A 22,916-nucleotide genomic window follows, 5' to 3' on the forward strand; every position below is an offset into this window, starting at 1 on the left:
GCGTCATGGCCGGGAAGTTTCACGTGAAACACCCTTCAGTCCACGGCGTCGCCGGGGCCCACGGTAGATCGAGGATCTCCACCTCGGTGCCGGACCGTACCCCGCCCGGCTCCACAACGGCCAACCCGTCCGCGGCAGCGACGCCGCGCAGCATGGCAGGACCGTTGTAATGCAGGGGTACGACGTGGTCCGTGTCCCTTCCGGTTCCCGTGTCGGCGCGGTGAGTTGCGGAACCGGAGGCCGGCCCGGGGGCACCGGCCGTGCGATGGACCACGGGGATCAGACGGGTGTCGTGCGGATGGCCGTGCACGTCGTCGCGTACCGGCACTCGGTAAGGAGCTTCGGAGGGGCGGCCCGACAGCTCTCTGAGCAGTGGTTCGGCCAGGGTGAGCAGTCCGGAGACCGCAGCCAGTGGGTTACCGGGCAGCCCGACGAGATAGGGGCCCGCGGCGCCGAGCCGGGCCAGCAGCATGGGGTGGCCGGGGCGCACGGCGACCCCGTCGACGAGCAGTTCGGCACCGATCCGGGCGAGGACCGGGTGCACATGGTCGACGGGTCCTGCGGCGGTACCGCCGGTGGTGACGATCAGGTCTGCCTCGGAAGCGGTGACGGCCTGCCGAAGGGCTTCCGCGTCGTCGCCGAGGCGGCGCGGGGCGGACACCTCGGCGCCCAGAGCGCGCAGCCAGGGGCCGATCATCGGGCCGAGAGCATCCCGGATCAGCCCGTCGTGCGGCAGCCCGGCCGTGAGGAGTTCGTCCCCCAGGACGAGGACGTCGACGCGCGGCCGGGGCCGGGTCGGCAGTTCGTCGTAACCGGCGGCTGCGGCCAGTCCGAGTACGGCGGGCGTCACCAGCACTCCGGCGGGCAGGAGTTGGTCGCCGGAGCGGCACTCCTGGCCGCGCGGCCTGATGTCCTGCCCGGGATTGACCTGCCTCTGTGCGTGCAGCAGCCCCTTGGCCTCGTCGGCGAAGGCATGTTCGCTGCGAATGACCGCGGTGACGTCCGCCGGGATCCGGGCTCCCGTGGCGATGCGGACCGCTTCGCCGTCGGGGAGCGGGGAGGGCGGGGCGTGGCCGGCGAGGATGCCCACGTCGTCCCTGATGGCCCATGGTCCCGGCCCGGCGACGGCCCACCCGTCCATGGCGGAGGTGTCGAAGGACGGCAGATCGGTGAGCGCGCCCAGCGGCTCGGAGAGCACCTGCCCGAGCGCCTGGTCAAGAGGAAGCCGCACGGTACGGGGAGGGACGGCCCGCCCGGACCTGGCTGCGACGGCGCGGGCCTCGCGCCACGGGGTCGCCCGGTGATGGGCCCGGTCGTGGGGCACGGGGGAGTCCGGTCCGGTGCGGAGGGCGGCGGAAGTGGGGCTGTCGCGCCGCGGAAAGGCGGCCGCCTCGGGCCCGGCCGGGTCCGTGGGACCGGGGCGGCCCTGGGGCCGGCCGGAAGCCCGGGGCCCGGGGTCGGGCTCTCCCCCTGCGTCTGCCTCCTTGGGCGCCTGCCGGCCGACCAGGGCAAGGGCCTGCGCCACGGCCCGCTCCTCCTCGGCCTCGGCCTCGGCCTCGGCCTCGGCCTCGGCCTCGGCAGCCCGGTCGCGTGCGGCCGCCCGGCCGGGCTCCGGAGCTGCTCCCCGGGACCCTGGCGCCGCACCACCCACCTCGGGCGGGAGCGGCTCACCAGCGGGCGGGTGTCGGTCCGACGCGGGCGGGTGCCGGTCCGCACGCGGCGACAGCCGGTCCGACGCAGGCGGCAGCCGGTCCGCAGCGGGCGACAGCCGGTCCGACGCAGGCAGCAGCCGGTCCGACGCAGGCAGCAGCCGGTCCGACGCAGGCAGCAGCCAGTCCGCACGGGGCGGCAACCGGTCCGACGCGCGTGGCCGTTCGGCGTTGCCGCTGTGGCCTGTCATGGCGTCTCGGTCTCGTCCGCCCACCGGAGGGCGAGCGCGGCGGCCTTCCTCGCGGCCTCGGCCACTGCGTCCGGCCCGCCACCGTCAGCGCTCGCCTTTGCCGCCGCGTAGCCGACCAGGAAGGTCGTCAGGGGCGCGGCAGGGCGGGCGACACCGTGGGCGGCATCACGGGCGAGGTCGAGCAGGACGCCGGTGTCGACGTCGAGTTCGATGCCCAGTTCGTTCTTGACTGCGGTGATCCATTCGTCCAGCACGGTCCCATGCTCCCTGATCCGGGCCCGGGCCGAAGCGATGTCCTCCCAGGTGTCGCAGTCGAACGAGGCGAGCGGGTCCGCCGCCACTCTGGAGAGCTTCAGTTCATGGGTGAGAAACCGCAGGGGGAGACCGGCCAGGCTGCCGTGCTCGGTGGCGATGAGCGCCAGTTCACGGCGCAGCGGCTCCGCACGGTAGACGGCGACCAGGGGCTGGTCCCGGCCGTCGGGGTCGGTGCAGACCGCGCCCTCGACGCCGCCCTGCCCTGCCGCTTCCAGCAACGTGCCCACCGTGTCGGGGCCCAGGAACGGCAGATCGGCGGAGAGCACGAGTACGCGCTCAGCCGCCGTGTGCCGCACCCCCGCACCGAGCGCGGCCAACGGGCCGCCGCCCTGCGGCTCTTCGCGCGTCCACGTCACCGTGCGCGCGGTGGGCCGCCGTCCCCCCACCACCACGGTGGTCGTGGCACCCGTACAGGCTCCGAGGACACGGTCGAGCAGCGCGCGGCCACCGACCCGGACCCCCGGCTTGTCGGCGCCGCCGAGCCGCTTGGCGGCCCCTCCGGCGAGAACGATGGCGTCATACGCGGTCATGCCCCGAGTATGCGTGCCCCGCCGTCCGACGACCCTCCCCGTCCACGTTCCATGGATCGACGCAGAACGTGAACGGGGAGCACCTCATCACCGGGGCGCCGGAGGACGCGCGCACGGCTCCTGCCCGCGCCCGCCTACAGCGTCCGCAGCAGCAACGCCGGCTGTTCCACGCAGTCGGCCACGTAACGCAGGAAGCCTCCCGCCGTTCCGCCGTCGCAGACCCGGTGATCGAAGGTGAGAGAGAGCTGGACAACCCGTCGCACGGCCAGTTCTCCCTCGTGCACCCACGGCTTGGGGACGATCCGGCCGACCCCGAGCATCGCCGCCTCCGGGTGATTGATGATCGGCGTCGACCCGTCGACCCCGAAGACCCCGTAGTTGTTGAGCGTGAACGTCCCGCCGGTCAGGTCCGCCGGTTTCAGCGCCCCGGCCCTCGCCGCCTCGGTGAGCCGGGCGATCTCCGCCCCGATCGACTCCGCGTTGCGGGTCTGCGCGTCCCGGACGACGGGGACGACCAGACCGCGCTCGGTCTGGGCCGCGAAACCCAGATGGACCTCCGGCAGCCGCACGATCTCGCGCGCCTCCATGTCCACCGTGGAATTGAGCTCGGGGTACCGGGCCAGGGCCGCCGTGCAGATACGGGCGAGGAGCGCGAGCACCGACACCTTCGGGCCCGCCCCGGCACCACCGGAGCCGTTCATCGCCGCCCTGGCCGCCATCAGCTCGGTGGCATCGGCATCCACCCAGCACGTGGCGTCGGGGATCTCACGCCGGCTGCGCGCCAGTTTGTCGGCGACCGCGCCCCGCACACCGCGCAACGGAATCCGCTCGGCACCCGGAGCCGGCGACGGGCCGGAAGCCGTCGCGGGCCGCGCCCCCGACGTCACGGCCGGGGCAGCGACGGGAGCCGACGTCGCCGAGCGGATGGCGGACTCGACATCGGCGCGCAGAATCAACCCGTCGGGCCCCGATCCCGCGAGTTGCCGCAGATCGAGATCGTGCTGCCGCGCAAGCTTGCGCACCAGCGGGGAGACGACGGCGACCGGCCCCCGTACGCCGTCCGGAACCCGTGCCGGGACCGCGGTCCCGGCCGGAGCTCCGGCGACGGGCGACGCGACGGCAGGGGCACCGGAGGCTACTGCGGGAGTCGTGAGCCCCTCGGGCCGGACCCGGCGCCGCCGCACCGGCGGTGCACCCGTCCCGTACCCCACCAGCACGTTCCCCGACCCGGACGGCTCCGCGTCGGCGGCCCCCGGACCGGAACCCGCACCGGTGGACGTCTCCGACGGTTCCACGGTCCCGACGGCGACCGTGATCAGCGGCGCCCCGACGGGTAGTTCCGTCCCTTCCTCGCCGAACCGCGCGGTGACCACGCCTCCGTACGGACACGGCACCTCCACCATCGCCTTGGCCGTCTCGACCTCGACGACCGGCTGGTCGATGGCGACGACATCGCCGACCTCCACCAGCCAGCGCACGATCTCCGCCTCGGTCAGCCCTTCACCGAGATCCGGAAGCTTGAATTCGAGTACCTGAGGCATCAGTTGTCCGCCTCCCACTGCAGTCGCGCGACGGCGTCGAGCACCCGGTCCACGCCCGGCAGATGGTGGCGCTCCTGCATCGGCGGCGGGTACGGGATGTCGAATCCTGCGACCCGCAGCACCGGTGCCTCAAGGTGGTGGAAGCAGCGCTCGGTGATCCGGGCGGCGATCTCGCCGCCCGGGCCGCCGAAGCCGGTGGACTCGTGGACGACGACCGCGCGACCCGTACGCCGCACGGACGCCACGACGGTCTCGTCGTCGAACGGCACCAGCGAGCGCAGGTCGACGACCTCGAGGTCCCACCCCTCCTCGACCGCGGCCCGCGCCGCCTCCATGCAGACCGGCAGCGACGGTCCGTAGGTGATCAGCGTCGCGCTGCGCCCGGGGCGGCGCACGACCGCCCGCCCGATGGGCTCGACGGCGGCCGGCGCCTGCGGCGACCAGTCGGCCTTCGACCAGTAGAGCCGCTTGGGCTCGAGGAAGACCACCGGATCATCGGACGCGATCGACGCCCTCAGCAGCCCGTAGGCGTCCTCGACCGTGGCGGGTGTGACGACATGAAGACCCGGGGTCGCCATGTAGTACGCCTCCGAGGAGTCGCTGTGGTGCTCGACGCCTCCGATTCCACCGCCGTAGGGGACCCTGACCGTGATCGGCAGCGGCATCGCGCCCCCGGTCCGGTTCCGCATCTTGGCGACATGGCTGATGAGTTGCTCGAACGCCGGATAGGCGAAGGCGTCGAACTGCATCTCCACCACCGGGCGGAGACCGTACATCGCCATGCCGACGGCCGCCCCGAGGATTCCGGCCTCGGCCAGCGGGGTGTCCGTGCACCGTTCGTCGCCGAACTCCTTGGCCAGGCCGTCGGTGATCCTGAAGACCCCGCCGAGCGTCCCGACGTCCTCACCGAGGACGTGGACCGAGGGGTCCTCGGCCATCGAGTCGCGCAGCGCGCGCCCGAGTGCCTGCGCCATGGTCGCGGGCTTGGCCTTCGCCGTCCGTTCCCCGGCCGTGGCCGCTGCGGTGGTCATCGCCCTGTACCCCTGTCGTCCATGCCGTGCTCGTCGTGCTCCGCGTCCAGCTCGACCCGCAGGCGGGCCGCCTGCTCGCGCAGTTGTGTCGTCTGCTCCTCGTACACATGGGCGAAGAGGTCCATCGGGTCGAGCACCGGGTCCGCGTTCATCCGCTCCCGCAGCTGTGCGGCCATCCGCTCCGCGGCCGCGCGCGCTTCCTCGATGCCGTCGTCGCCGAGCAGCCCGCGCCCGGTCAGCTCGCGTTCCAGAAGCTGGACCGGATCGTGGGCGCGCCAGGCCTCGACCTCGCTGTCACCGCGGTAGCGCGTGGCGTCGTCGGCGTTCGTGTGCGCGTCCATCCGGTAGGTCACGGCCTCCACGAGCGTCGGGCCGCCACCGCTCCTGGCCCTTGCCACGGCCTCCGAGAGCACCTGGTGCACGGCGGCCGCGTCATTGCCGTCGACCAGCCGGCCGGGCATCCCGTACCCCACGGCCTTGTGGGCCAGGGACGGTGCCGCGGTCTGCTTGGCCAGGGGCACGGAGATGGCGAAGCCGTTGTTCTGCACGAGGAAGACGACCGGGGCCCGCCAGACGGCTGCGAAGTTCAGCGCCTCGTGGAAATCGCCCTCGCTGGTGCCGCCGTCGCCGACCATGGCGAGCGCCACCACGTCGTCCCCCTTGAGCCGCGCCGCGTGGGCCAGGCCCACGGCATGCGGCAGCTGGGTGGCGAGCGGGGTACACAGGGGCGCGATGCGGTGCTCACGCGGGTCGTACCCGGTGTGCCGGTCGCCCCTCAGCAGGGTCAGGGCCTCGACCGGGTCCAGTCCCCGTGCCACGGCCGCAAGCGTGTCGCGGTAGCTGGGGAAGAGCCAGTCCCGCTCCTCCAGCACCAGTGCGGCCGCGATCTCGCAGGCCTCCTGCCCGGTGCTCGACGGATAGACCGCGAGCCGGCCCTGCTTGGTGAGGGCGGTCGCCTGTGCGTTGTACCGCCGCCCGCGCACGAGCTCGGCGTAGAGCCGCCGCAGCAGCTCCGGGTCTGCGTCGGCCGCGGCATCCGTACCGAGCACGCGGTACGGCTCGGGGTCCGGGAGCAGGGGCGCGGGATCGGTGAGCGGCTTCCAGGCCGGGGGCGGCGTGGGCCGGTAGGCGGCCGCGCCGGGCAGCTCTTGGACCGTCATGACAAGCACCTCCTGGCGTCGAGGGGTATCGAACGACATCCGGCGGCACCGGGGGTGCCCGGTGCCGAGGGGTATTGATATATGTCGAAATAACGAAAGCCGTGCGAGGCGCGAATGTGGTGCGCCTCACCTACCGATTGTTCGGTCGCGAGCGCATTTTGGCTACAGGCACCTTCAGCCTGTGGACAAACGGTTCTCCACAGCCTGGGATGGGAACAGGTCGTCCAGGACGGGGAGGCACGGGAACATGGCAGCTGAACAAATGGCCGACGAAGGCGCGGAGCCGGGCAGGATTCCCCCGGCACGCCCCCTCGACGCCATCGACAGCGCCATCCTCCGATTGCTCCAGACGGACGGCCGCGCCTCGATACGGTCGGTGGCCGACCGCGTCCATGTGTCGCGGGCCAACGCGTACGCCCGGATCAACCGGCTCATCGACGACGGCGTGATCCGCGGCTTCAGTGCGCGGGTGGACCATGAGCGGGCGGGGCAGGGGGCCTCCGCGTACATCACGCTCAAGATCGTCCAGAATTCCTGGCGCACGGTGCGGGAGCAGCTCCAGGCACTGCCCGGCGCGACCCACATCGCGCTGGTCAGCGGCGATTTCGACGTCCTGCTGCTGGTGCACACCCCGGACAACCGGTCACTGCGCGAGCTGGTCCTGACGAGGATCCAGGCCATTCCTGAGGTGCTTTCCACGCGGACCCTGCTGGTCTTCGAGGAGACGGACCTGGCCCCGGGCTCGGACCGGCCCGCCGAACTCACCTGATCCGGGGCGCCCCGGCCGGAGCGGGAGAGACCAGCGGCCGGAGGGAGCGGATCAGCGCATGCGGGGACAGGGAAAGGGCGGCTTCGAGGCGCGAGATCAGCGAGTTCCGGGCGAAGGAAAGCGCGGCTTCGAGGCGCGAGACCAGCGACTTCCGGGCAAGGGATCAGCGCCCCTCCGGGCGGGGATCAGCCACCTCCGGGCCACGGATCAGCGCCCCTCCGGGCGACGGATCAGCGACTCGACTTCATGCCTTCGAAGGCCAGCTGCACCACGGTGTCGGCGAGCCGCTCCCCCTCCGCGCCCCCGTCCGGCAGCGGCCGGAACCACTCGACGAGCGAGTTGACCATCCCGAACAGCAGCCTCGTCGCAAGCCGTATGTCCACGTCGGAGCGGAGATCACCGTCCGCGACCGCCGCCTTGAGGAGATCGGCCACGCGCTGGTCGAACTCGCGCCGCCGCTCCATGGCCCAGCGCTCGGTCTTCGTGTTGCCCCGTACGCGCAGCAGCAGCGTGACGTAGGGCAGTTCGGCTATCAGCACCTCGACGGTGCGGCGCGTGACGTACTCAACCCGTTCGATCGCGCGGCCCCGCGTCGCACCCTGCTCGTCGAGGATCCCGAAGAGTCCGTCCAGCGCCCGGCTGACCGCACGCCGGAGCAGTTCTTCCTTGCCGGCGACATGGTGGTAGATGGATGACTTCGAGATGCCCGCCGCCTTCGACAGGTGCTCCATCGACGTGCCGTCGTAGCCGCGCTCGTTGAAGACACGGACGGCGACGGTGAGCAGAGTCTCCGGGGTGTACGTGTCCCGCTTGGCCGTGGTCATGCCCGCGATCCTCCCCTACGAGTTGTCCACAGGTTCCGTGGGCCCCCTTGTCCCGACCGATCGTTCGGTTACTCTAACTCTGTCCGCCCGTCCCTGCCCAGCTCGATGAGGAGTTGGTCCGTCATGGCCGCCGAGCTCTCCCCGCACCTGCTGTCCGAGAAGCACCGCCCCACGCTCGACCGGGCCCTCGACGCGATCCGCACGCGTGCCTACTGGTCGCCGCATCCCGAGCACCCGAAGGCCTACGGCGAGGGCGGCGCGCCCGGCAGCCTGGGCGCCGCCGAGGGCAAGGCCGCCTTCGACGCCGTGCTCCACACCCGTCTCGAGCTGGACCAGCCGGGCACGGACGGCTGGACGGGCGGCGAGGTCTCTCCGTACGGCCCGGAGCTGGCCGTCGAGTACCCGCACGCCGACCTCGACGTGCTGCTTCCGGCCATGCGTGCCGCGATGCCTGCCTGGCGCGAGGCGGGCCCGGAGACCAGAGCTCTGGTGTGCCTGGAGATCCTGGCGCGGATCAGTGCCCGCACCCATGAGTTCGGCCACGCGGTGATGCACACCAGCGGGCAGGCCTTCATGATGGCGTTCCAGGCCGGCGGACCGCACGCCCAGGACCGCGGCCTGGAGGCGGTGGCGTATGCGTACGAGGAGCAGATGCGCGCGCCCCGGGCCGCCGACTGGTCGAAGCCGCAGGGCAAGCGCGACCCGATCGACCTGCACAAGACGTTCACCGCGGCCGGACGCGGCATCTCGCTGCTGATCGGCTGCAACACCTTCCCCACTTGGAACGGCTACCCCGGCCTCTTCGCCTCCCTCGCCACCGGCAATCCGGTCCTGGTCAAGCCCCACCCCCGGGCGGTCCTCCCGCTGGCCCTCACCGTTCAGCTGGCGCGTGAGGTGCTCACCGAGGCGGGCTTCGACCCCAACCTGGTCGCCCTGGCCGCCGAGCATCCGGGCGAGGGCATCGCCAAGGCCCTGGCGGTCCGTCCGGAGATCAGGATCATCGACTACACCGGCTCCACCGAATTCGGTGACTGGCTGGAGGCCAACGCCCGCCAGGCGCAGGTGTACACGGAGAAGGCCGGGGTCAACACGATCGTCGTCGACGCCACGGACGACTACCGCGGCATGCTGGCCAACCTGGCGTTCTCGCTCTCCCTCTACAGCGGCCAGATGTGCACCACCCCGCAGAATCTCCTGATCCCCCGGGACGGCATCACGACGGACGTCGGCGACAAGTCGTACGACGACGTGGTCACCGACATCGCCGCAGCCGTCACCGGGCTCCTGGGAGACGACGCCCGGGCGAACGGCCTGCTCGGCGCCCTGGTCAACCCGGAGGTGAAGGCCCGCCTGGAGGCGGCCGCACAGCTGGGTGAGGTGGCTCTGCCCTCGCGGGAAGTGGCCAACCCGGACTTCCCCGAGGCAGTCGTCCGTACGCCGCTGATCGTCAAGCTCGACGGCAGCAAGCCGGACGACGAGTCCCCCTACCTGTCGGAATGCTTCGGCCCGGTCTCGTTCGCGGTCGCGGTCGATTCGACGGTGGACGCGGTCGAGCTGCTGCGGCGCACGATCCGCGACAAGGGGGCGATGACGGTGGGCGCCTACACCACCTCACCGGAGGTGGAGCGCGCGGTGGAGGACGTCTGCCTGGACGAGTCGGCCCAGCTCTCCCTCAACCTGACCGGTGGGGTGTACGTCAACCAGACGGCGGCGTTCTCCGACTTCCACGGCTCGGGAGGAAACCCGGCGGCGAACGCGGCCCTGTGCGACGGTGCTTTCGTTTCCAACCGGTTCCGCACCGTAGAAGTCCGCCGCCAACGCTGAGACAGCCCCCTCAGCAGGCCGATCCCACTCCGCCGCAGCCTGGCCCGCCCCAGCCCTTCCGGGCCTCGGGCCAGGCCCACCCTCGGCCCAACCCCTCCGCCCGCACTCCGACCCTCCGCTCCCCTCTTCAGCCCTTCGGCTCCCCTCTTCAGCCCCTCCGGCGTTTGAGGAGCGGGGGTCCGGGGGCGGAGCCCCCGGTTACGGGAAGGGGCGAGCAGGGGACAGTCCCCGCGGCAGGCTCTCCAGCCGCAAACTCTCCACCCGCAGCCACCCCACGCGCACCCACACCCCCTACGCCCCGTCCCCCGGGATATCCGCGTACCGCTGCACCCACGCATGCATCGCAATCGCCGCCGCAGCCCCCGCATTGATCGACCGAGTCGACCCGAACTGAGCGATCGAGCACACCATCGAGGCGTGCTTGCGGGCCTCCTCGGTCAGCCCGGGCCCCTCCTGCCCGAAGAGCAGCACACAGCGCCGCGGCAGCTCGGTCCGCTCCAGCGGCACCGCCCCCGGAAGATTGTCGATGCCGATGATCGGCAGCCCTTCGGACGCCGCCCAGGCGGTCAGATCCGCGGTGTCCGAGTGGTGACGGACGTGCTGGTAGCGGTCGGTGACCATCGCTCCGCGACGGTTCCAGCGCCGCCGCCCCACGATGTGCACCTCCTTGGCGAGGAAGGCGTTGGCGGTGCGCACGACGGAGCCGATATTGAAGTCGTGCCCCCAGTTCTCCACCGCCACGTGAAAGTCGTGCCGCCGCAGATCGAGATCGGCGACGATCGCCTCCCGGGTCCAGTAGCGATACGCATCGCCCACGTTGCGTCGGTCGCCGTGGGCGAGCAGCTCGGGGTCGTACCGCTCCCCCACGGGCCAGGGCAACGGATGCGGCCCGACGCCGATCTCCGTCCCGAACCCCTCGTCGTACTGCGCCGGCTCGCCCGTCGCCGAATCCACGGACGGGTCGCCCGCTGCGCCCGCCCCATCGGTGCTGCCTGTACTGCCTGGATCGCTGCTCACCCGACGAGCGTATGACCCTCACCGTCACGGCGCTGCGGTGCCTCCCGGTCCTCGGCTCCGGCTTCCGTACCGGCCCCCGCCCCCGCAACCGAGGCGTCCTGCGCCCCCGCGCCGTCTCGCGGCCCCGGCACCGTGCCGCGCCGCCGGAGCAGCAGGTCCCGGCCGTGAACCGCCTGCCCGCCGAGCCACACCAGGAAGACGGTCGGCAGGAAGACCGCGTCCGCGGCGATCATGGCCATCGAGAAGAAGGGGAGCCCCAGCAGCAGGGCGATGCCCGCGTGCTCGCCGATCATCACGACGAGCAGGACGTTCTTGACTCGCCGGTTGAACAGGGTGAAGGGGAAGGCGACCTGCACGATGACGGTGGCGTACGTCAGCACCATCACCATCACACCGCTCGACGCGAGAAGGTCCGAAAGCCAGGGCCAGGGCGTGAAGTAATCGAGATTGAGCGGGTAGTACAGCGCCGTGCCGTCCTGCCAGCGCGACCCCTGGATCTTGTACCAGCCCGCCGTCGCGTAGATCAGGCAGACCTCGGCCATGATCACGACGAGCGTGGCGTTGTGAGCCAGATTGGCGATGACGTCGAGCAGAGTGCGCGGCTCGCTGTGCGGTGCGTACCGGTTCACGGCCCACCAGACGCCGTGGCCGATCCACAGGATCCAGAAGAACACCGGCAGCCAGGCGGTCCCGCCCAGGCCGCCCGTCACGGTGGCCCCGCAGAGGACCGCGCCGAAAGCCACCCACAGCAGCGGCCCCACCAAGCCACCCGGGCCGGCGTCCGCGTCGGCCGTACGCCACGCACGACGGGCGTCCAGGGACCAGACCTGTCCGCACCGGGTCACCACCAGGTAGATCGCCATGAGGTGGATGACGTTGTCGCCGCCGTCGCCCATGAAGATGCTGCGGTTCTGCAGCGAGAGCACACCGGCCATGAACAGGACGGACATGGCCCGGGTGTGCCAGCCCACCATGAGCAGCGCGGCGGCGACCAGCGCCAGTGCGTACACGACCTCGAACCAGACAGCGCTGTCCGACCACATCAGTGTGGTGAAGGCCTGGTTGCCGGAGATGAGCTGGTCCGCCATGTCCCAGCGCCACGGGGCGTCGGGGCCGTACATCTCGTGACGGTGCGGAATCTCGCGCAGCAGGAACAGGAAGTACGTGGCGGAGACGCCGATCCGGATGACGGCGCTCTGGTACGGCCCCAGGGAAGAGGCCGTGATGCGCTGGATACCGCGGGCGAGCGTGTGCTCGGATCCAGGTGTGCTCACTGGTCCGCCTCCTTGGAGTCGGCCGAGCCCTCGGGGAGGTCGGCCGCGGTGACGGTCCACCAGGGCAGAACCCGGTAGGACGGCTTGGTGCTGATCTTCTCGTCGCTCCACACGGGGGCCGCCACGGACCGGATCTCGGACCGGACCTGGATCCTCAGGACGTCGCCACCGTAGTCGTGCTCGCTGAGGCGCAGCATCACGATGCGCCGGATGTACTGCTCGGAGAGTGTGCCGCGCAGTCCGTTGGCCCTGTTCTGGCTGTCGTGGGAGCCGAGGTAGAAGTCCCAGCCCCGGCGGAGTTCGTTCTGCTGGACGTGGCTGGGGAGCAGATTGCCGCGTATCGCCTTGCCGTCCTCACCCGACAGGCTCATCCAGGGCGTGGTCCGACGCTTGTCGGGGCCGGATATCTCGGCGCGCACGTGCACGGCGATGTTCTGCTGCAGAGGGTTGGGCGCGAAGAGCTTCCAGTTCTGCTCGAACTCGGGGTAGATCCACTGGTCGACCGCCTCGCCGTGCTGCTTGGTCAGCGTGTTGGAGGGGGCGACGTGCAGGAACACCATGGCCAATTGCACACAGGCCAGCAGCCCGATCACCGACAGCGCCACAGCCGCGACGACCTGGTACGGAAACGAGAGCCCGGCCATACCGACGCGCGGCTCGGGACCCGGGCGGAGGGCCGGATCGGGGCGGGGGCCCGCCTGGGCGGGAAGCTCGGGAACCGGACGCGAACCGGGGTCCGCCACGCTCTCGTCCCCCTCGTCGACGCTCCCACCGCCGCCCCCGCCGACGCCCCTGTCGTCGTACGAATCCATCCCGCCCCGATCCCCGTCGATCCCGGTCAGTTATCCACAGGGTTGACACCCTACGGGCCGCAGACTCACCATTGAAGACATTGAACCGAACGATCGGTCGGTAGGGAGTCCGGGATGGCGGCAGTGACTGCGGGCCAGACAGCGCAGGCGGCAGCAGGCAGTACCGATGGGGCGGACGGGGCGCTGGAGGCGGTCTTCGACGCCGCCGTGGCGGCCGACGAGCGCATCGAGCCACGCGACTGGATGCCCGACGCCTACCGCGCCTCGCTGGTCAGGCAAATGGCCCAGCACGCCCACTCCGAGATCATCGGCATGCAGCCGGAGGCCAACTGGATCACCCGCGCGCCCTCCCTGCGCCGCAAGGCCATCCTGATGGCCAAGGTGCAGGACGAGGCCGGGCACGGCCTTTACCTGTACAGCGCGGCGGAAACCCTCGGCACAAGCCGCGAGGAGTTGCTCGACAAGCTGCACGCGGGTCGCCAGCGGTATTCCTCGATCTTCAATTACCCCACTCTGACCTGGGCGGACGTCGGTGCCGTCGGCTGGCTCGTGGACGGCGCCGCGATCACCAACCAGGTCCCTCTCTGCCGCTGCTCCTACGGCCCCTACGCCCGGGCCATGGTCCGCATCTGCAAGGAGGAGTCCTTCCATCAGCGCCAGGGCTACGAACTGCTGCTCGCCCTCAGCCACGGGACGCCGGCACAGCACGAGATGGCACAGGACGCCGTGAACCGCTGGTGGTGGCCGTCCCTGATGATGTTCGGCCCTCCCGACGACGCCTCGTCGCATTCGGCGCAGTCGATGACCTGGAAGATCAAGCGGCATTCCAACGACGAGCTGCGCCAGCGCTTCGTGGACATCTGCGTACCGCAGGCCGAGGTCCTGGGCCTCACCCTCCCCGACCCGGACCTCCGGTGGAACGAGAAGCGCGGTCAGCATGACTTCGGGGCGATCGACTGGACGGAGTTCCAGGAGGTCCTGAAGGGCAACGGGCCGTGCAACGAGCAGCGCCTCACCCAGCGTCGCCATGCGCACGAGGAAGGCGCCTGGGTCCGGGACGCAGCCGCCGCATACGCACAGAAGCACACAGCCGCGCATACGGCGGCAGTGAACACGGCTGTACCGAACGGGGAGGCAACAGCATGAGCAGCTCGACCGAATGGCCGCTGTGGGAGGTGTTCGTGCGCTCACGGCGCGGGCTCTCCCACACCCACGCCGGCAGCCTGCACGCCCCGGACGCCGAGATGGCCCTGCGCAACGCACGCGATCTGTACACCCGCCGCTCCGAGGGCGTCTCCCTCTGGGTGGTGCCGTCGAACCAGATCACGGCATCCTCGCCGGACGAGAAGGACACATTCTTCGAACCGGCGGGTGACAAGCCCTACCGGCACCCGACCTTCTACGCGATCCCGGACGGGGTGAAGCACCTGTGACCGCGGCCCTCGCTCTCGGCGACGACGCACTGGTGCTCTCGCACCGGCTGGGGGAGTGGGCCGGCCACGCCCCCGTGCTGGAGGAGGAGGTGGCCCTCGCCAACATCGCCCTGGACCTCCTGGGCCAGGCCCGGATCCTGCTCTCCCTGGCGGGCGACGAAGACGAGCTGGCGTACCTGCGCGAGGAACGCGCCTTCCGCAACGTCCAGCTGGTCGAGCAGCCCAACGGCGACTTCGCCCACACCATCGCCCGCCAGCTGTACTTCTCGGTCCACCAGCACGGCCTGTACGAGCAGCTGGCGACGGGGGACAGCGAGTTCGCCGGTCTGGCCGCCAAGGCGGTCAAGGAGGTCGCCTACCACCGGGACCACGCCGAGCAGTGGACCCTGCGTCTCGGCGACGGCACCGCCGAGAGCCACGAGCGCATGCAGCGCGGGGTGAACGCCCTGTGGCGCTACACCGGCGAGCTGTTCCAGCCCGTCGAAGGCGTCGACGTCGACTGGCAGGCCCTGCACAGTCGCTGGCTGGACTCCGTCACCACCGTGCTGGAACGGGCCACGCTGACCGTGCCGTCAGGACCGCAGACCGGGGCCTGGACGGCAGGCGCCGGCCGGCAGGGCATCCACACGGAACCCTTCGGCCGGATGATCGCCGAGATGCAGCATCTGCACCGCAGCCACCCGGGGGCGTCATGGTGACGTGGACATCCCTGGAGGAGGAACTGCGGAGCCTCGCGGGCGCCGTCCCCGATCCGGAGCTACCCGTACTGACCCTGGAGGAGCTGGGTGTGCTCCGGGGCGTGGAAGTCCTCGCACCCGGCCGCGTCACGGTCCGGCTCACTCCGACCTACACCGGATGCCCCGCGATAGAGACCATGTCCACGGACATCGAGCGGGTGCTGCACGACCACGGCATGACCGAGGTCTCCGTGGTCACCGTCCTCGCCCCGGCCTGGTCCACGGACGACATCAGCGCGGAAGGCCGGCGCAAGCTCGCCGAGTTCGGTATCGCGCCCCCGCGGCCGCACGATGGGGTGGCCCCCGCCGCGGGGCCCGTACCCCTGGCCCTGTCGGTGCGCTGTCCGCACTGCGGCTCGACCGACACGGAGCTTCTGAGCCGGTTCTCGTCCACTGCCTGCAAGGCGCTGCGCCGCTGTGTTTCATGCCGCGAACCGTTCGACCACTTCAAGGAGTTGTAGATGTTCCATCCGCTCCGGGTCAGCGCGATAGAACGGCTCACGGACGATTCGGTGGCCGTCACCTTCGCCGTGCCGGCGAAGCTTCGCGAGACCTTCCGCCACAAGCCCGGCCAGCACCTCAATGTCCGCTACACCCTCGGCGGAGAGGAGATCCGGCGCTCGTACTCGATCTGCGCACCGGCCACCGCGCAACCGGCCGACCCCGTGCTCCGCGTGGGCATCCGGCTCGTCGACGGCGGCGCCTTCTCCACGTACGCGCTCAAGGAGCTGGCGGTCGGTGACGAGGTGGAGGCGATGCCTCCGATGGGCCGCTTCGTACTCGCACCGCGCGCCGGGCAGTTCGCGGCGATCGTCGGCGGGAGCGGCATCACCCCGGTGCTCTCCATCGCGGCGACCCTGCTGGCCCGGGAGGCCGATGCCTCGTTCTGCCTGATCCGAAGCGACCGGACCGCCGCGTCGACGATGTTCCTGGACGAGGTCGCCGATCTCAAGGACCGCTACCCGGACCGATTCCAGTTGGTCACAGCGCTCTCCCGCGAGGAGCAGCAGGCGGGTCTCCCCTCCGGCCGGCTCGACCACGAAAGACTCACCGGGCTGCTGCCGGCGCTGCTCCCGGTGACCGACGTCGAGGGCTGGTACCTCTGCGGGCCGCTCGGCCTGGTCCGGGCCTCTGAAGGCGCGCTGCACGGCCTGGGTGTCGACCGGACCCGTATCCACCAGGAGATCTTCCACGTCGAGGACGTCCCCGACGCCCCGGTCCGTCCACGGATCGAGGCTTCCGCGCACAGCACGCTCACCGCGACTCTGGACGGCCGCTCGGGCAAGTGGCCGGTACAGGAGGGCGAGTCCCTCCTGGAGACGGTGCTGCGCAGCCGTTCCGACGCCCCGTACGCCTGCAAGGGCGGAGTGTGCGGGACCTGCCGGGCCTTCCTGGTCTCGGGCGAGGTGCGGATGGACCGCAACTTCGCGCTGGAACCGGAGGAAACGGACGCGGGGTACGTGCTCGCCTGTCAGTCCCATCCGGTGACGGGGGAGGTCGAGCTCGACTTCGACCGCTGACCCGGGGCGGCGCGGCACCCCGCTACGCGCCGCACCGCGCCCGGCCTGTTCCCTTCTCGTAGAACCTGTTCTATCTTGACGCTCCGTCAGGTCCGGGTACGGGCACAGCGGTTCGCGGGAGGTCAGGACAGTGGACTTCACCTTCACCGAGGAACAAGCGGCAGCCGTCGAGGCGGCTCGGGCAGTCTTCTCGGGCGTCGCCCCCGATGCGGTACCCAGCCCTTCTCTGGTCCCGGGAGCGGTGGCTGAGGACATCGACCGGCCGCTGTGGGCCGCACTCGCCACCGGCGACCTGTTGAGCCTGACGCTGTCTCCGGAGCATGGCGGGGCCGGCCTCGATCTGGTCGCGCTGTGCCTGGTGCTGCGCGAGTCCGCGAAGGTTCTCGCCCGGGTCCCCCTGCTGGAGACGTGCGCGGTCGCGATGGCGCTCCAGCGCTTCGGTGACCGGGATCTGGCGGCGGAACTGCTGCCGGGCATCGGCCGCGGGGACCTGGTTCTCACAGTCGGCGCCAACGGCCGCACCGGCCACGACCCGGCGGAACTCGCCGTCACCGCACGGCCGGACGGCGAACTGAGCGACAGCGACAGCGGAAGCGGAAGCGAAAGCGGCGGAAGCGAAAGCAGCGGCAGCGGCAGCGGCAGCGGCAGCGGCAGCGGCAGCGGCAGCGGCAGCGCAGGAAGGTCCTGGGTGCTCGACGGTATGCAGTCGGGGGTGCCCTGGGCGCAGGCCGCGGACTGGATCGCGGTGCCCGCCCACGCCGTGGACGGCCGCGCCGTGCTGGCTCTGATCCGCCGCGACGACGACGGCGTCACCGTCGCGGAGCAGGTCTCCACCAACGGTGAACTGTTCGGCGAGGTACGGCTGGAAGGGGTGAGGATCGAGGCCCGCCGGCTGATCGACGCCGCCGGCGCCTGGGAGTGGCTGCGCTCCGTACTCACCACCGGCACGTGCGCCCTCGCGTTGGGTCTCGGCGAGGCAGTGCTGGCCATGACGAGTCAGTACACCGGCAAGCGCGAGCAGTTCGGCTTTCCCGTCGCCACCTTCCAGGCCGTCGCCGTGCAGGCCGCGGACCGCTACATCGACCTGCGGGCCATGGAGGTGACCCTCTGGCAGGCGGCCTGGCGGATCGACGTCGGCGGAGCCGGCGCGCTGCCACCGGCAGGCGACGTGGCCGTGGCGAAGATCTGGGCGTCCGACGGGGTCCGCCGGGTCGTGCAGACGGCACAGCACCTGCACGGCGGCTTCGGCGCGGACACCGACTACCCCCTGCACCGCTTCCACGCCTGGGCGAAGCAGATCGAGCTCTCCCTCGGTCCGGCAGCGGCCCACGAGGAGGCCCTGGGTGACCTGCTGGCCGCCCACCCCCTCGACTGACACCACCACCGGCCCGACAGGGGCGGCCGAGCGATCACCGGCAGCGGGCGCAGGCGGCACGCGTCGCGCGATCGAACGCGGGCAGGCGCGACGCGGACCGACAGGGCAAGCGCAACGCGGACCGACACGGGCAGGCGCGACGCGGACCGACGAGGTCAGGCGACGAAGGCGGGAGCCCCGCTGTCGGTGACCATCGGACGCCCCGCCCCGTCCCAGGCGAGCATGCCGCCGTCGATGTTCACGGCGTCGATGCCCTGCTGCACCAGGTACTGGGTGACCTGGGCGGACCGGCCGCCGACCCGGCACATCACGTGCACGCGCCGGCCGTCCTCCACCGCCTCGGTCAGTTCCCCGAACCGGCCCACGAAGCCGCTCATCGGAATGTGCAGGGCGCCGTCGACATGCCCGGCCGCCCATTCGTCGTCCTCCCGGACGTCCAGCACGAAGCCGTCCGCCGGCACCGCCGTGACGTCGACCGCGGGAAGCGGAGCGAAATTCATGGGTCATGCCTTCTCTCGTAAATGCGCACCGAAGTCACCGGAAACGCTACTGCACCAGACCTGACAGCTCGGCCTCACGCCGCGAGACCTCGCCCAGCAACTGCTCGGCGATCTCTTCCAGCAGGTGATCCGGGTCGTCCGGCGCCATCCGCAACATGGCACCGATCGCGCTCTGCTCCAGTTCCTGGGCGAGCACCGTCAGCAGTTCCTTGCGCTGGGTCAGCCAGTTCAGCCGGGCGTAGAGCTCATCGGCTTCGTTGAGCTCCGCCTCGGGCACGACCGGGCCGGCCGCCCACTCCTGAGCCAGTTCCCTCAGCAGCGCCTCGTCCCCGCGCCCGTAGGCGGCGTTGACACGCGTGATGAACTCGTCCCGCCGGGCCCGCTCGGTCTCGTCCTGAGCCAGGTCCGGATGTGCCTTGCGGGCCAGCTCGCGGTACAGCTTGCGGGCCTCGTCCGTCGGCCGGACCCGCTTCGGCGGCCGGACCGGCTGCTCGGTCAGCATGGCCGCGGCCTCGGGGGACAGACCGTCGGAGTCGAGCCAGTCGTGGAACAGCTCGTCGACCCCAGGCATGGGCATCACGATCGCCCGCGCGTCCTGTGCCTTGCGCAGATCCTCCGGATCGCCCGACTTCGCAGCCCGGGCCTCCGCGATCTGTGCGTCGAGCTCGTCGAGCCGTGCGTACATCGGGCCCAGCCGCTGGTGGTGCAGCCGGGAGAAGTTCTCCACCTCGACCCGGAACGTCTCCACGGCGATCTCGAACTCGATCAGAGCCTGCTCGGCCACCCGCACCGCATGCGCCAGCCGTGCCTCGGGGCGCGCCTGCTCACCTGTGGCGCCGCCCCCGGCAGCATCCGCCTCGTCGGGCGTACCGGCGGTCGCACCGGCGTCGGCGCCTGCCGCAGCGCCGCCGCCTTCAGTGGGCGCGCCGGCATCGTGTCCGGCGCCGGGGCCCTCCGCTCGCGCCTCGGCCGGGGAGCCGGGCTGCTCGTCCTGCAGGGCGTCGTCCTGCCGGGCATCGTCGTTCCGGGTGGTCGGCACCCCGGCGGCTTCGTGGGTCACCCGTCCAGCGTATGGCCATGGCCCGGGTGCCGAGGACGCACGGTCGGCGCAGCGGGCGTCACACCCCCGGTTCGGCGGCTGTCCGCCCTGCTGCGACGGCCCGCACCAGGTCCGCGTGGTCGGCTTCCGTGCGGTCGGCATAGGTGACCGCGAACGCGGCGACCGCCTCGTCCAGCTCGTCGTTCTTTCCGCAGTACCCCGCGATCAGGCGTGGGTCGGCGCTGTGCGCATGAGCCCGCGCCAGCAGGGCCCCGGTCATCCGGCCGTAGTCGTCGACCTCGTCGGCCGCCAGCGCCGCCGGGTCCACGCTGCCCTTCCGGTTCCTGAACTGCCGTACCTGGAAGGGGCGGCCCTCCACGGTCGCCCAGCCCAGCAGGATGTCGCTGACGACCTGCATCCGTTTCTGCCCGAGCACCACCCGGCGCCCCTCGTGCGCCACCTCCGGCACCTCGAAGCCCACGGCGGGCAGGTGGGGCGCCAGGACCGAAGGCCTGGCCTCCTTCACCTGCAGGACCAGCGGCTCGCCCCGGTGATCCAGCAGCAGCACGACGTACGAACGGGTACCCACGCTTCCCGTGCCGACCACCCGGAACGCCACATCGTGGATCGCGTACCGGGCCAGCAGTGGCACCCGGTCCTCCGAGACGGTGCTCAGGTAGTCGCCCAGACCCGCCGCCACGGCTGCCGCCTCCGCGTCCGGCACCCTGCGCAGCACCGGCGGCGCGTCGACGAACCGGCGGCCCCCGTCCCCGCAGTCCTCCGTGGACTTCGCGGCGAAGCGGGCGCTGGTGTTGTTGCGCGCCTTCTCCGACACCCGCTCCAGGGTGCCCAGCAGGTCCTTCGCGTCGGTGTGCGAGACCAGTTCCTCGTCGGCGATGGCGTTCCAGGCGTCGAGCGCGGGCAGCCGGGCCAGCAGCCGCATCGTCCGGCGATAGGCGCCCACCGTGTCGTACGCACCCCTGCGGCAGGTCTCCTCGTCCGCACCGGCCTCGCGGCCCGCGAGCACCAACGAGGTGGCGAGGCGCTTGAGGTCCCACTCCCATGGGCCGACCACGGTCTCGTCGAAGTCGTTCAGGTCGATCACCAGACTGCCCCGGGCGTCGCCGTACAGCCCGAAATTCGCCGCGTGCGCGTCGCCGCAGAGCTGGGCGGCCACCCCGGTGACCGGCGTCCCCACCAGGTCGTGGGCCATCAGGCCCGCCGAGCCCCGCAGAAAGGCGAACGGCGTGGCAGCCATCCGCCCCACCCGTATCGGCGTGAGCCCCGGGACCCGGCCCTGATTCGACTCCTCGACCGCCCGCACCGCATCCGGCCGCCCCGCCGGCAGAACCAGCGAGGCGTGGGAGGAGCGGGGCACACGTCGGCGCAGCGCCTTGCCGGCCTCCTTCGGCGACAGCGGCGCGCTCCCGCCGCCCGTCGGGTCCGTACGCGGGGCGAACCCGGGCACGGACGGAATGCGTGAACCGGCCTTCGCGGCCCGTTGCACGGGCACGCTCGCTTCGGTCTCGCTCATGGCGCGCAGCCTCCCCCGACCGCACCCGGCGCCCCCGTCGGCGTCCGGTGTCCCGGTCCAACATCACGTGGCGAAGACGGTACCGCTCTCCGCTCACCCCCGCCCGGAGTCCGGCGCGAGCCATCGGCACATGACCGACCCCGGCAGACCGGTACCCGGAAGAGACCGTGCAGACCGCCTCGCGACAGGGACGAGGCAGAGCGGCGCATGAGGGGCGGTCCGAGGAGACGGACTAACAGCCGCCGAGGCCGTCCTTCAGGTGGGTCTCGGCCCAGCTGCCCAGCTCCTTGAGCGCGGGTTCCATCGCGGCACCGGCCTGCGTGAGGCGGTACGACACCCGCAGCGGCGGTCCCTCGTCGACCTCTCGGACCACCAGCCCCGCCGCCCCCAGTTCGGTCAGGCGGTCCGAGAGCATGCGCTCGCTGATGCCCGGAATGGCCCGCCGCAGGTCGGCGAAGTGCACCGGTTGCTGCATCAGTACCGAGACGATCGGCCCCGTCCAGCGCTTACCGAACAGCTCGAAGACGCGACTGATGCCCACGTCCACCCGCCTGCACGCCTGCTCGCTGTGTTCCGCCATCCGTCCAGGGTACTGCGTGCACGTGAGGAGCTTACTATTTGTAAGGCACTATGTTATTACTAGGGACGTACGAAATATTGGACCGCTCACCGGCCCACCCCTCACCGAACCGTGGAGACCCTCATGGCCACCCTCCTGCACCTCGATTCCGCCGTCTTCCCCCAGGGCTCAGCGTCGCGCGAGGTCACCGCCGCATTCGTGCAGACCTGGCGCGAGCAGCACCCCGACGGAAAGGTCATCTACCGCGACCTCGCCGCCGAGCCCCTGCCGCACCTGGACGCCGAGGCCGCCGGAGCGGGTGTCGCCCACCCCCTGCGCGGAGAGCTCGCCGCGGAACTCGCCGCCGCCGACGCGGTCCTGATCGGCGCCCCCATGTACAACTTCTCGATTCCGTCGACGCTCAAGGCATGGCTCGACCACGTGATCATCGCCGGCCACAACGTCGGCCCCGACAGCCCGGTGGCCGGCACCCCGATCACCGTCGTCGCCAGCCGTGGCGGCTCGTACGCCGCGGGCACCCCGCGCGAGGGCGCCGAGTTCGTGCAGAACTATCTGGCGACGCTGCTCACGTCCATGTTTGCCGCCGAGGTCGACTTCATCGTGCCGGAGCTCACCCTGGCCCACAGCAAGCCGGAGATGGCCGATCTCATCCCGCTCGCCGACTCCTCCCGCGCCAAGGCGTTCACCGACGCCTCGGAGAAGGCCAAGGCCCTCGCTTCCCGCCTCGCCGCCTGACGAACAGGGCACAACAGCCGGAAAGGGCCGGGGTCCGCAGACCTCGGCCCTTCCTCTGTGACGGCCTCGGTCTCACACCTCGGCCGCGGGCCGGAACCGGGCGTTTCACGTGAAACCAAACCATCCGGAATCCACACCGGCCCAGAACCGAAGAAGCCCCACAGGCCATGGGCCTGTGGGGCTTCTCTCTTGTGCGCGAGGGGGGATTTGAACCCCCACGTCCCTAAGGACACTGGCACCTGAAGCCAGCGCGTCTGCCGTTCCGCCACTCGCGCATGAGTGGTGTTTCCAGACTCTCGCTTGTTCTGCGAGCGCCTGGCGACAAACGGAAGATTAGCACGCTGGACAGGGTGGATTCACATCCGTTTGTTTCGCCGAACGTCCGGAGGGAACCGGGAACCCGGAGCCGCTGACCCCCACTCCTCCTGAGTGCACCCAAGGTGCGGGACACTGTCAGGAGGCCGCC

Annotated in this window: 22 protein-coding genes and 1 tRNA gene; 9 read left to right on the forward strand and 14 right to left on the reverse strand. The window is 71.3% G+C overall.

What is annotated here, in order from left to right; all coding sequences use genetic code 11:
• Positions 1-19: 19 nt before the first annotated feature.
• The 5 genes from ABZ434_RS02250 to pdhA all read right to left on the reverse strand — a co-directional run bounded on the left by ABZ434_RS02250 (position 20) and on the right by pdhA (position 6,477).
• Positions 20-1,900, reverse strand: a complete 1,881-nt coding sequence (locus tag ABZ434_RS02250) for a molybdopterin-binding protein (RefSeq protein WP_359131473.1) — start codon at positions 1,898-1,900, stop codon at positions 20-22.
• A complete protein-coding gene (locus ABZ434_RS02255; protein ID WP_359131475.1) occupies positions 1,897-2,745 on the reverse strand; it encodes an NTP transferase domain-containing protein in 849 nt (282 codons plus the stop codon). Before ABZ434_RS02255 ends, ABZ434_RS02250 begins: the two co-directional genes overlap by 4 nt.
• 134 nt (positions 2,746-2,879) lie before the next feature.
• Entirely contained in the window at positions 2,880-4,286 is a 1,407-nt protein-coding gene (locus ABZ434_RS02260) for a dihydrolipoamide acetyltransferase family protein (RefSeq protein ID WP_359131477.1), read from the reverse strand.
• Positions 4,286-5,317 (reverse strand): alpha-ketoacid dehydrogenase subunit beta, encoded by a 1,032-nt coding sequence (locus ABZ434_RS02265; protein ID WP_359131478.1) that lies wholly within the window; start codon positions 5,315-5,317, stop codon positions 4,286-4,288. The genes ABZ434_RS02260 and ABZ434_RS02265 overlap by 1 nt, the downstream gene beginning before the upstream one ends.
• Positions 5,314-6,477, reverse strand: coding sequence for a pyruvate dehydrogenase (acetyl-transferring) E1 component subunit alpha (gene pdhA / locus ABZ434_RS02270; protein WP_359131479.1), 1,164 nt, complete (start codon positions 6,475-6,477; stop codon positions 5,314-5,316). Before pdhA ends, ABZ434_RS02265 begins: the two co-directional genes overlap by 4 nt.
• 247 nt (positions 6,478-6,724) lie before the next feature.
• Here pdhA and ABZ434_RS02275 point away from each other — a divergent pair, with 247 nt between their 5' ends.
• A complete protein-coding gene (locus ABZ434_RS02275) occupies positions 6,725-7,246 on the forward strand; it encodes an Lrp/AsnC family transcriptional regulator (RefSeq protein WP_359131480.1) in 522 nt (173 codons plus the stop codon).
• Between the two features lie 230 nt (positions 7,247-7,476).
• Here ABZ434_RS02275 and ABZ434_RS02280 read toward each other — a convergent pair whose 3' ends face one another.
• Positions 7,477-8,070: a TetR/AcrR family transcriptional regulator gene (locus ABZ434_RS02280; protein ID WP_359131482.1), complete on the reverse strand. Its 594-nt coding sequence runs from the start codon at positions 8,068-8,070 to the stop codon at positions 7,477-7,479.
• Between the two features lie 123 nt (positions 8,071-8,193).
• On the opposite strand from ABZ434_RS02280, the gene paaN reads away from it, so the two are divergent.
• Positions 8,194-9,894, forward strand: a complete 1,701-nt coding sequence (gene paaN, locus ABZ434_RS02285) for a phenylacetic acid degradation protein PaaN (RefSeq protein ID WP_359131483.1) — start codon at positions 8,194-8,196, stop codon at positions 9,892-9,894.
• A gap of 291 nt (positions 9,895-10,185) precedes the next feature.
• Here paaN and ABZ434_RS02290 read toward each other — a convergent pair whose 3' ends face one another.
• Genes ABZ434_RS02290 through ABZ434_RS02300 form a run of 3 tightly spaced genes read right to left on the reverse strand, consistent with a single transcriptional unit; the run spans position 10,186 to position 12,997 of the window.
• Complete coding sequence (locus ABZ434_RS02290) at positions 10,186-10,848, reverse strand: TrmH family RNA methyltransferase (RefSeq protein ID WP_359131870.1); 663 nt, start codon at positions 10,846-10,848, stop codon at positions 10,186-10,188.
• Between the two features lie 59 nt (positions 10,849-10,907).
• Entirely contained in the window at positions 10,908-12,185 is a 1,278-nt protein-coding gene (locus ABZ434_RS02295) for an HTTM domain-containing protein (RefSeq protein WP_359131484.1), read from the reverse strand.
• Positions 12,182-12,997, reverse strand: coding sequence for a DUF5819 family protein (locus ABZ434_RS02300; RefSeq protein WP_359131485.1), 816 nt, complete (start codon positions 12,995-12,997; stop codon positions 12,182-12,184). Before ABZ434_RS02300 ends, ABZ434_RS02295 begins: the two co-directional genes overlap by 4 nt.
• 114 nt (positions 12,998-13,111) lie before the next feature.
• Here ABZ434_RS02300 and paaA point away from each other — a divergent pair, with 114 nt between their 5' ends.
• The 6 genes from paaA (at position 13,112) to ABZ434_RS02330 (ending at position 18,062) form a co-directional block, all read left to right on the forward strand.
• On the forward strand, positions 13,112-14,143 hold the full coding sequence (paaA, locus tag ABZ434_RS02305; protein ID WP_359131486.1) for a 1,2-phenylacetyl-CoA epoxidase subunit PaaA: 1,032 nt from the start codon (positions 13,112-13,114) through the stop codon (positions 14,141-14,143).
• Entirely contained in the window at positions 14,140-14,430 is a 291-nt protein-coding gene (gene paaB / locus ABZ434_RS02310; RefSeq protein WP_359131487.1) for a 1,2-phenylacetyl-CoA epoxidase subunit PaaB, read from the forward strand. Before paaA ends, paaB begins: the two co-directional genes overlap by 4 nt.
• Positions 14,427-15,128, forward strand: a complete 702-nt coding sequence (gene paaC / locus ABZ434_RS02315; RefSeq protein ID WP_359131488.1) for a 1,2-phenylacetyl-CoA epoxidase subunit PaaC — start codon at positions 14,427-14,429, stop codon at positions 15,126-15,128. Before paaB ends, paaC begins: the two co-directional genes overlap by 4 nt.
• Positions 15,122-15,628 carry a 1,2-phenylacetyl-CoA epoxidase subunit PaaD gene (gene paaD, locus ABZ434_RS02320; protein ID WP_359131489.1) on the forward strand — a complete coding sequence of 169 codons (507 nt, stop codon included), beginning with the start codon at positions 15,122-15,124 and terminating at the stop codon, positions 15,626-15,628. Before paaC ends, paaD begins: the two co-directional genes overlap by 7 nt.
• Entirely contained in the window at positions 15,629-16,687 is a 1,059-nt protein-coding gene (locus tag ABZ434_RS02325) for a 2Fe-2S iron-sulfur cluster-binding protein (protein WP_359131490.1), read from the forward strand. It begins immediately after the preceding gene.
• 130 nt (positions 16,688-16,817) lie between these two features.
• Complete coding sequence (locus ABZ434_RS02330; protein ID WP_359131491.1) at positions 16,818-18,062, forward strand: acyl-CoA dehydrogenase family protein; 1,245 nt, start codon at positions 16,818-16,820, stop codon at positions 18,060-18,062.
• A gap of 155 nt (positions 18,063-18,217) precedes the next feature.
• Here the strand turns inward: ABZ434_RS02330 and ABZ434_RS02335 are convergent, their stop codons facing one another.
• From ABZ434_RS02335 to ABZ434_RS02350, 4 genes are all read right to left on the reverse strand, one after another.
• Positions 18,218-18,562, reverse strand: a complete 345-nt coding sequence (locus ABZ434_RS02335) for a rhodanese-like domain-containing protein (protein WP_359131492.1) — start codon at positions 18,560-18,562, stop codon at positions 18,218-18,220.
• Between the two features lie 46 nt (positions 18,563-18,608).
• Positions 18,609-19,622 carry a J domain-containing protein gene (locus ABZ434_RS02340; protein ID WP_359131493.1) on the reverse strand — a complete coding sequence of 338 codons (1,014 nt, stop codon included), beginning with the start codon at positions 19,620-19,622 and terminating at the stop codon, positions 18,609-18,611.
• Between the two features lie 58 nt (positions 19,623-19,680).
• Entirely contained in the window at positions 19,681-21,135 is a 1,455-nt protein-coding gene (locus ABZ434_RS02345) for a DUF2252 domain-containing protein (RefSeq protein ID WP_359131496.1), read from the reverse strand.
• A gap of 232 nt (positions 21,136-21,367) precedes the next feature.
• Complete coding sequence (locus ABZ434_RS02350) at positions 21,368-21,715, reverse strand: helix-turn-helix domain-containing protein (RefSeq protein WP_359131497.1); 348 nt, start codon at positions 21,713-21,715, stop codon at positions 21,368-21,370.
• 123 nt (positions 21,716-21,838) lie between these two features.
• Here ABZ434_RS02350 and ABZ434_RS02355 point away from each other — a divergent pair, with 123 nt between their 5' ends.
• Complete coding sequence (locus ABZ434_RS02355; RefSeq protein ID WP_359131499.1) at positions 21,839-22,450, forward strand: NAD(P)H-dependent oxidoreductase; 612 nt, start codon at positions 21,839-21,841, stop codon at positions 22,448-22,450.
• 192 nt (positions 22,451-22,642) lie between these two features.
• Here ABZ434_RS02355 and ABZ434_RS02360 read toward each other — a convergent pair.
• Positions 22,643-22,725 (reverse strand) — tRNA-Leu (locus ABZ434_RS02360).
• Positions 22,726-22,916 lie beyond the last annotated feature (191 nt).

This window comes from Streptomyces sp. NPDC005761, assembly GCF_040630635.1.
Classification (GTDB): domain Bacteria; phylum Actinomycetota; class Actinomycetes; order Streptomycetales; family Streptomycetaceae; genus Streptomyces.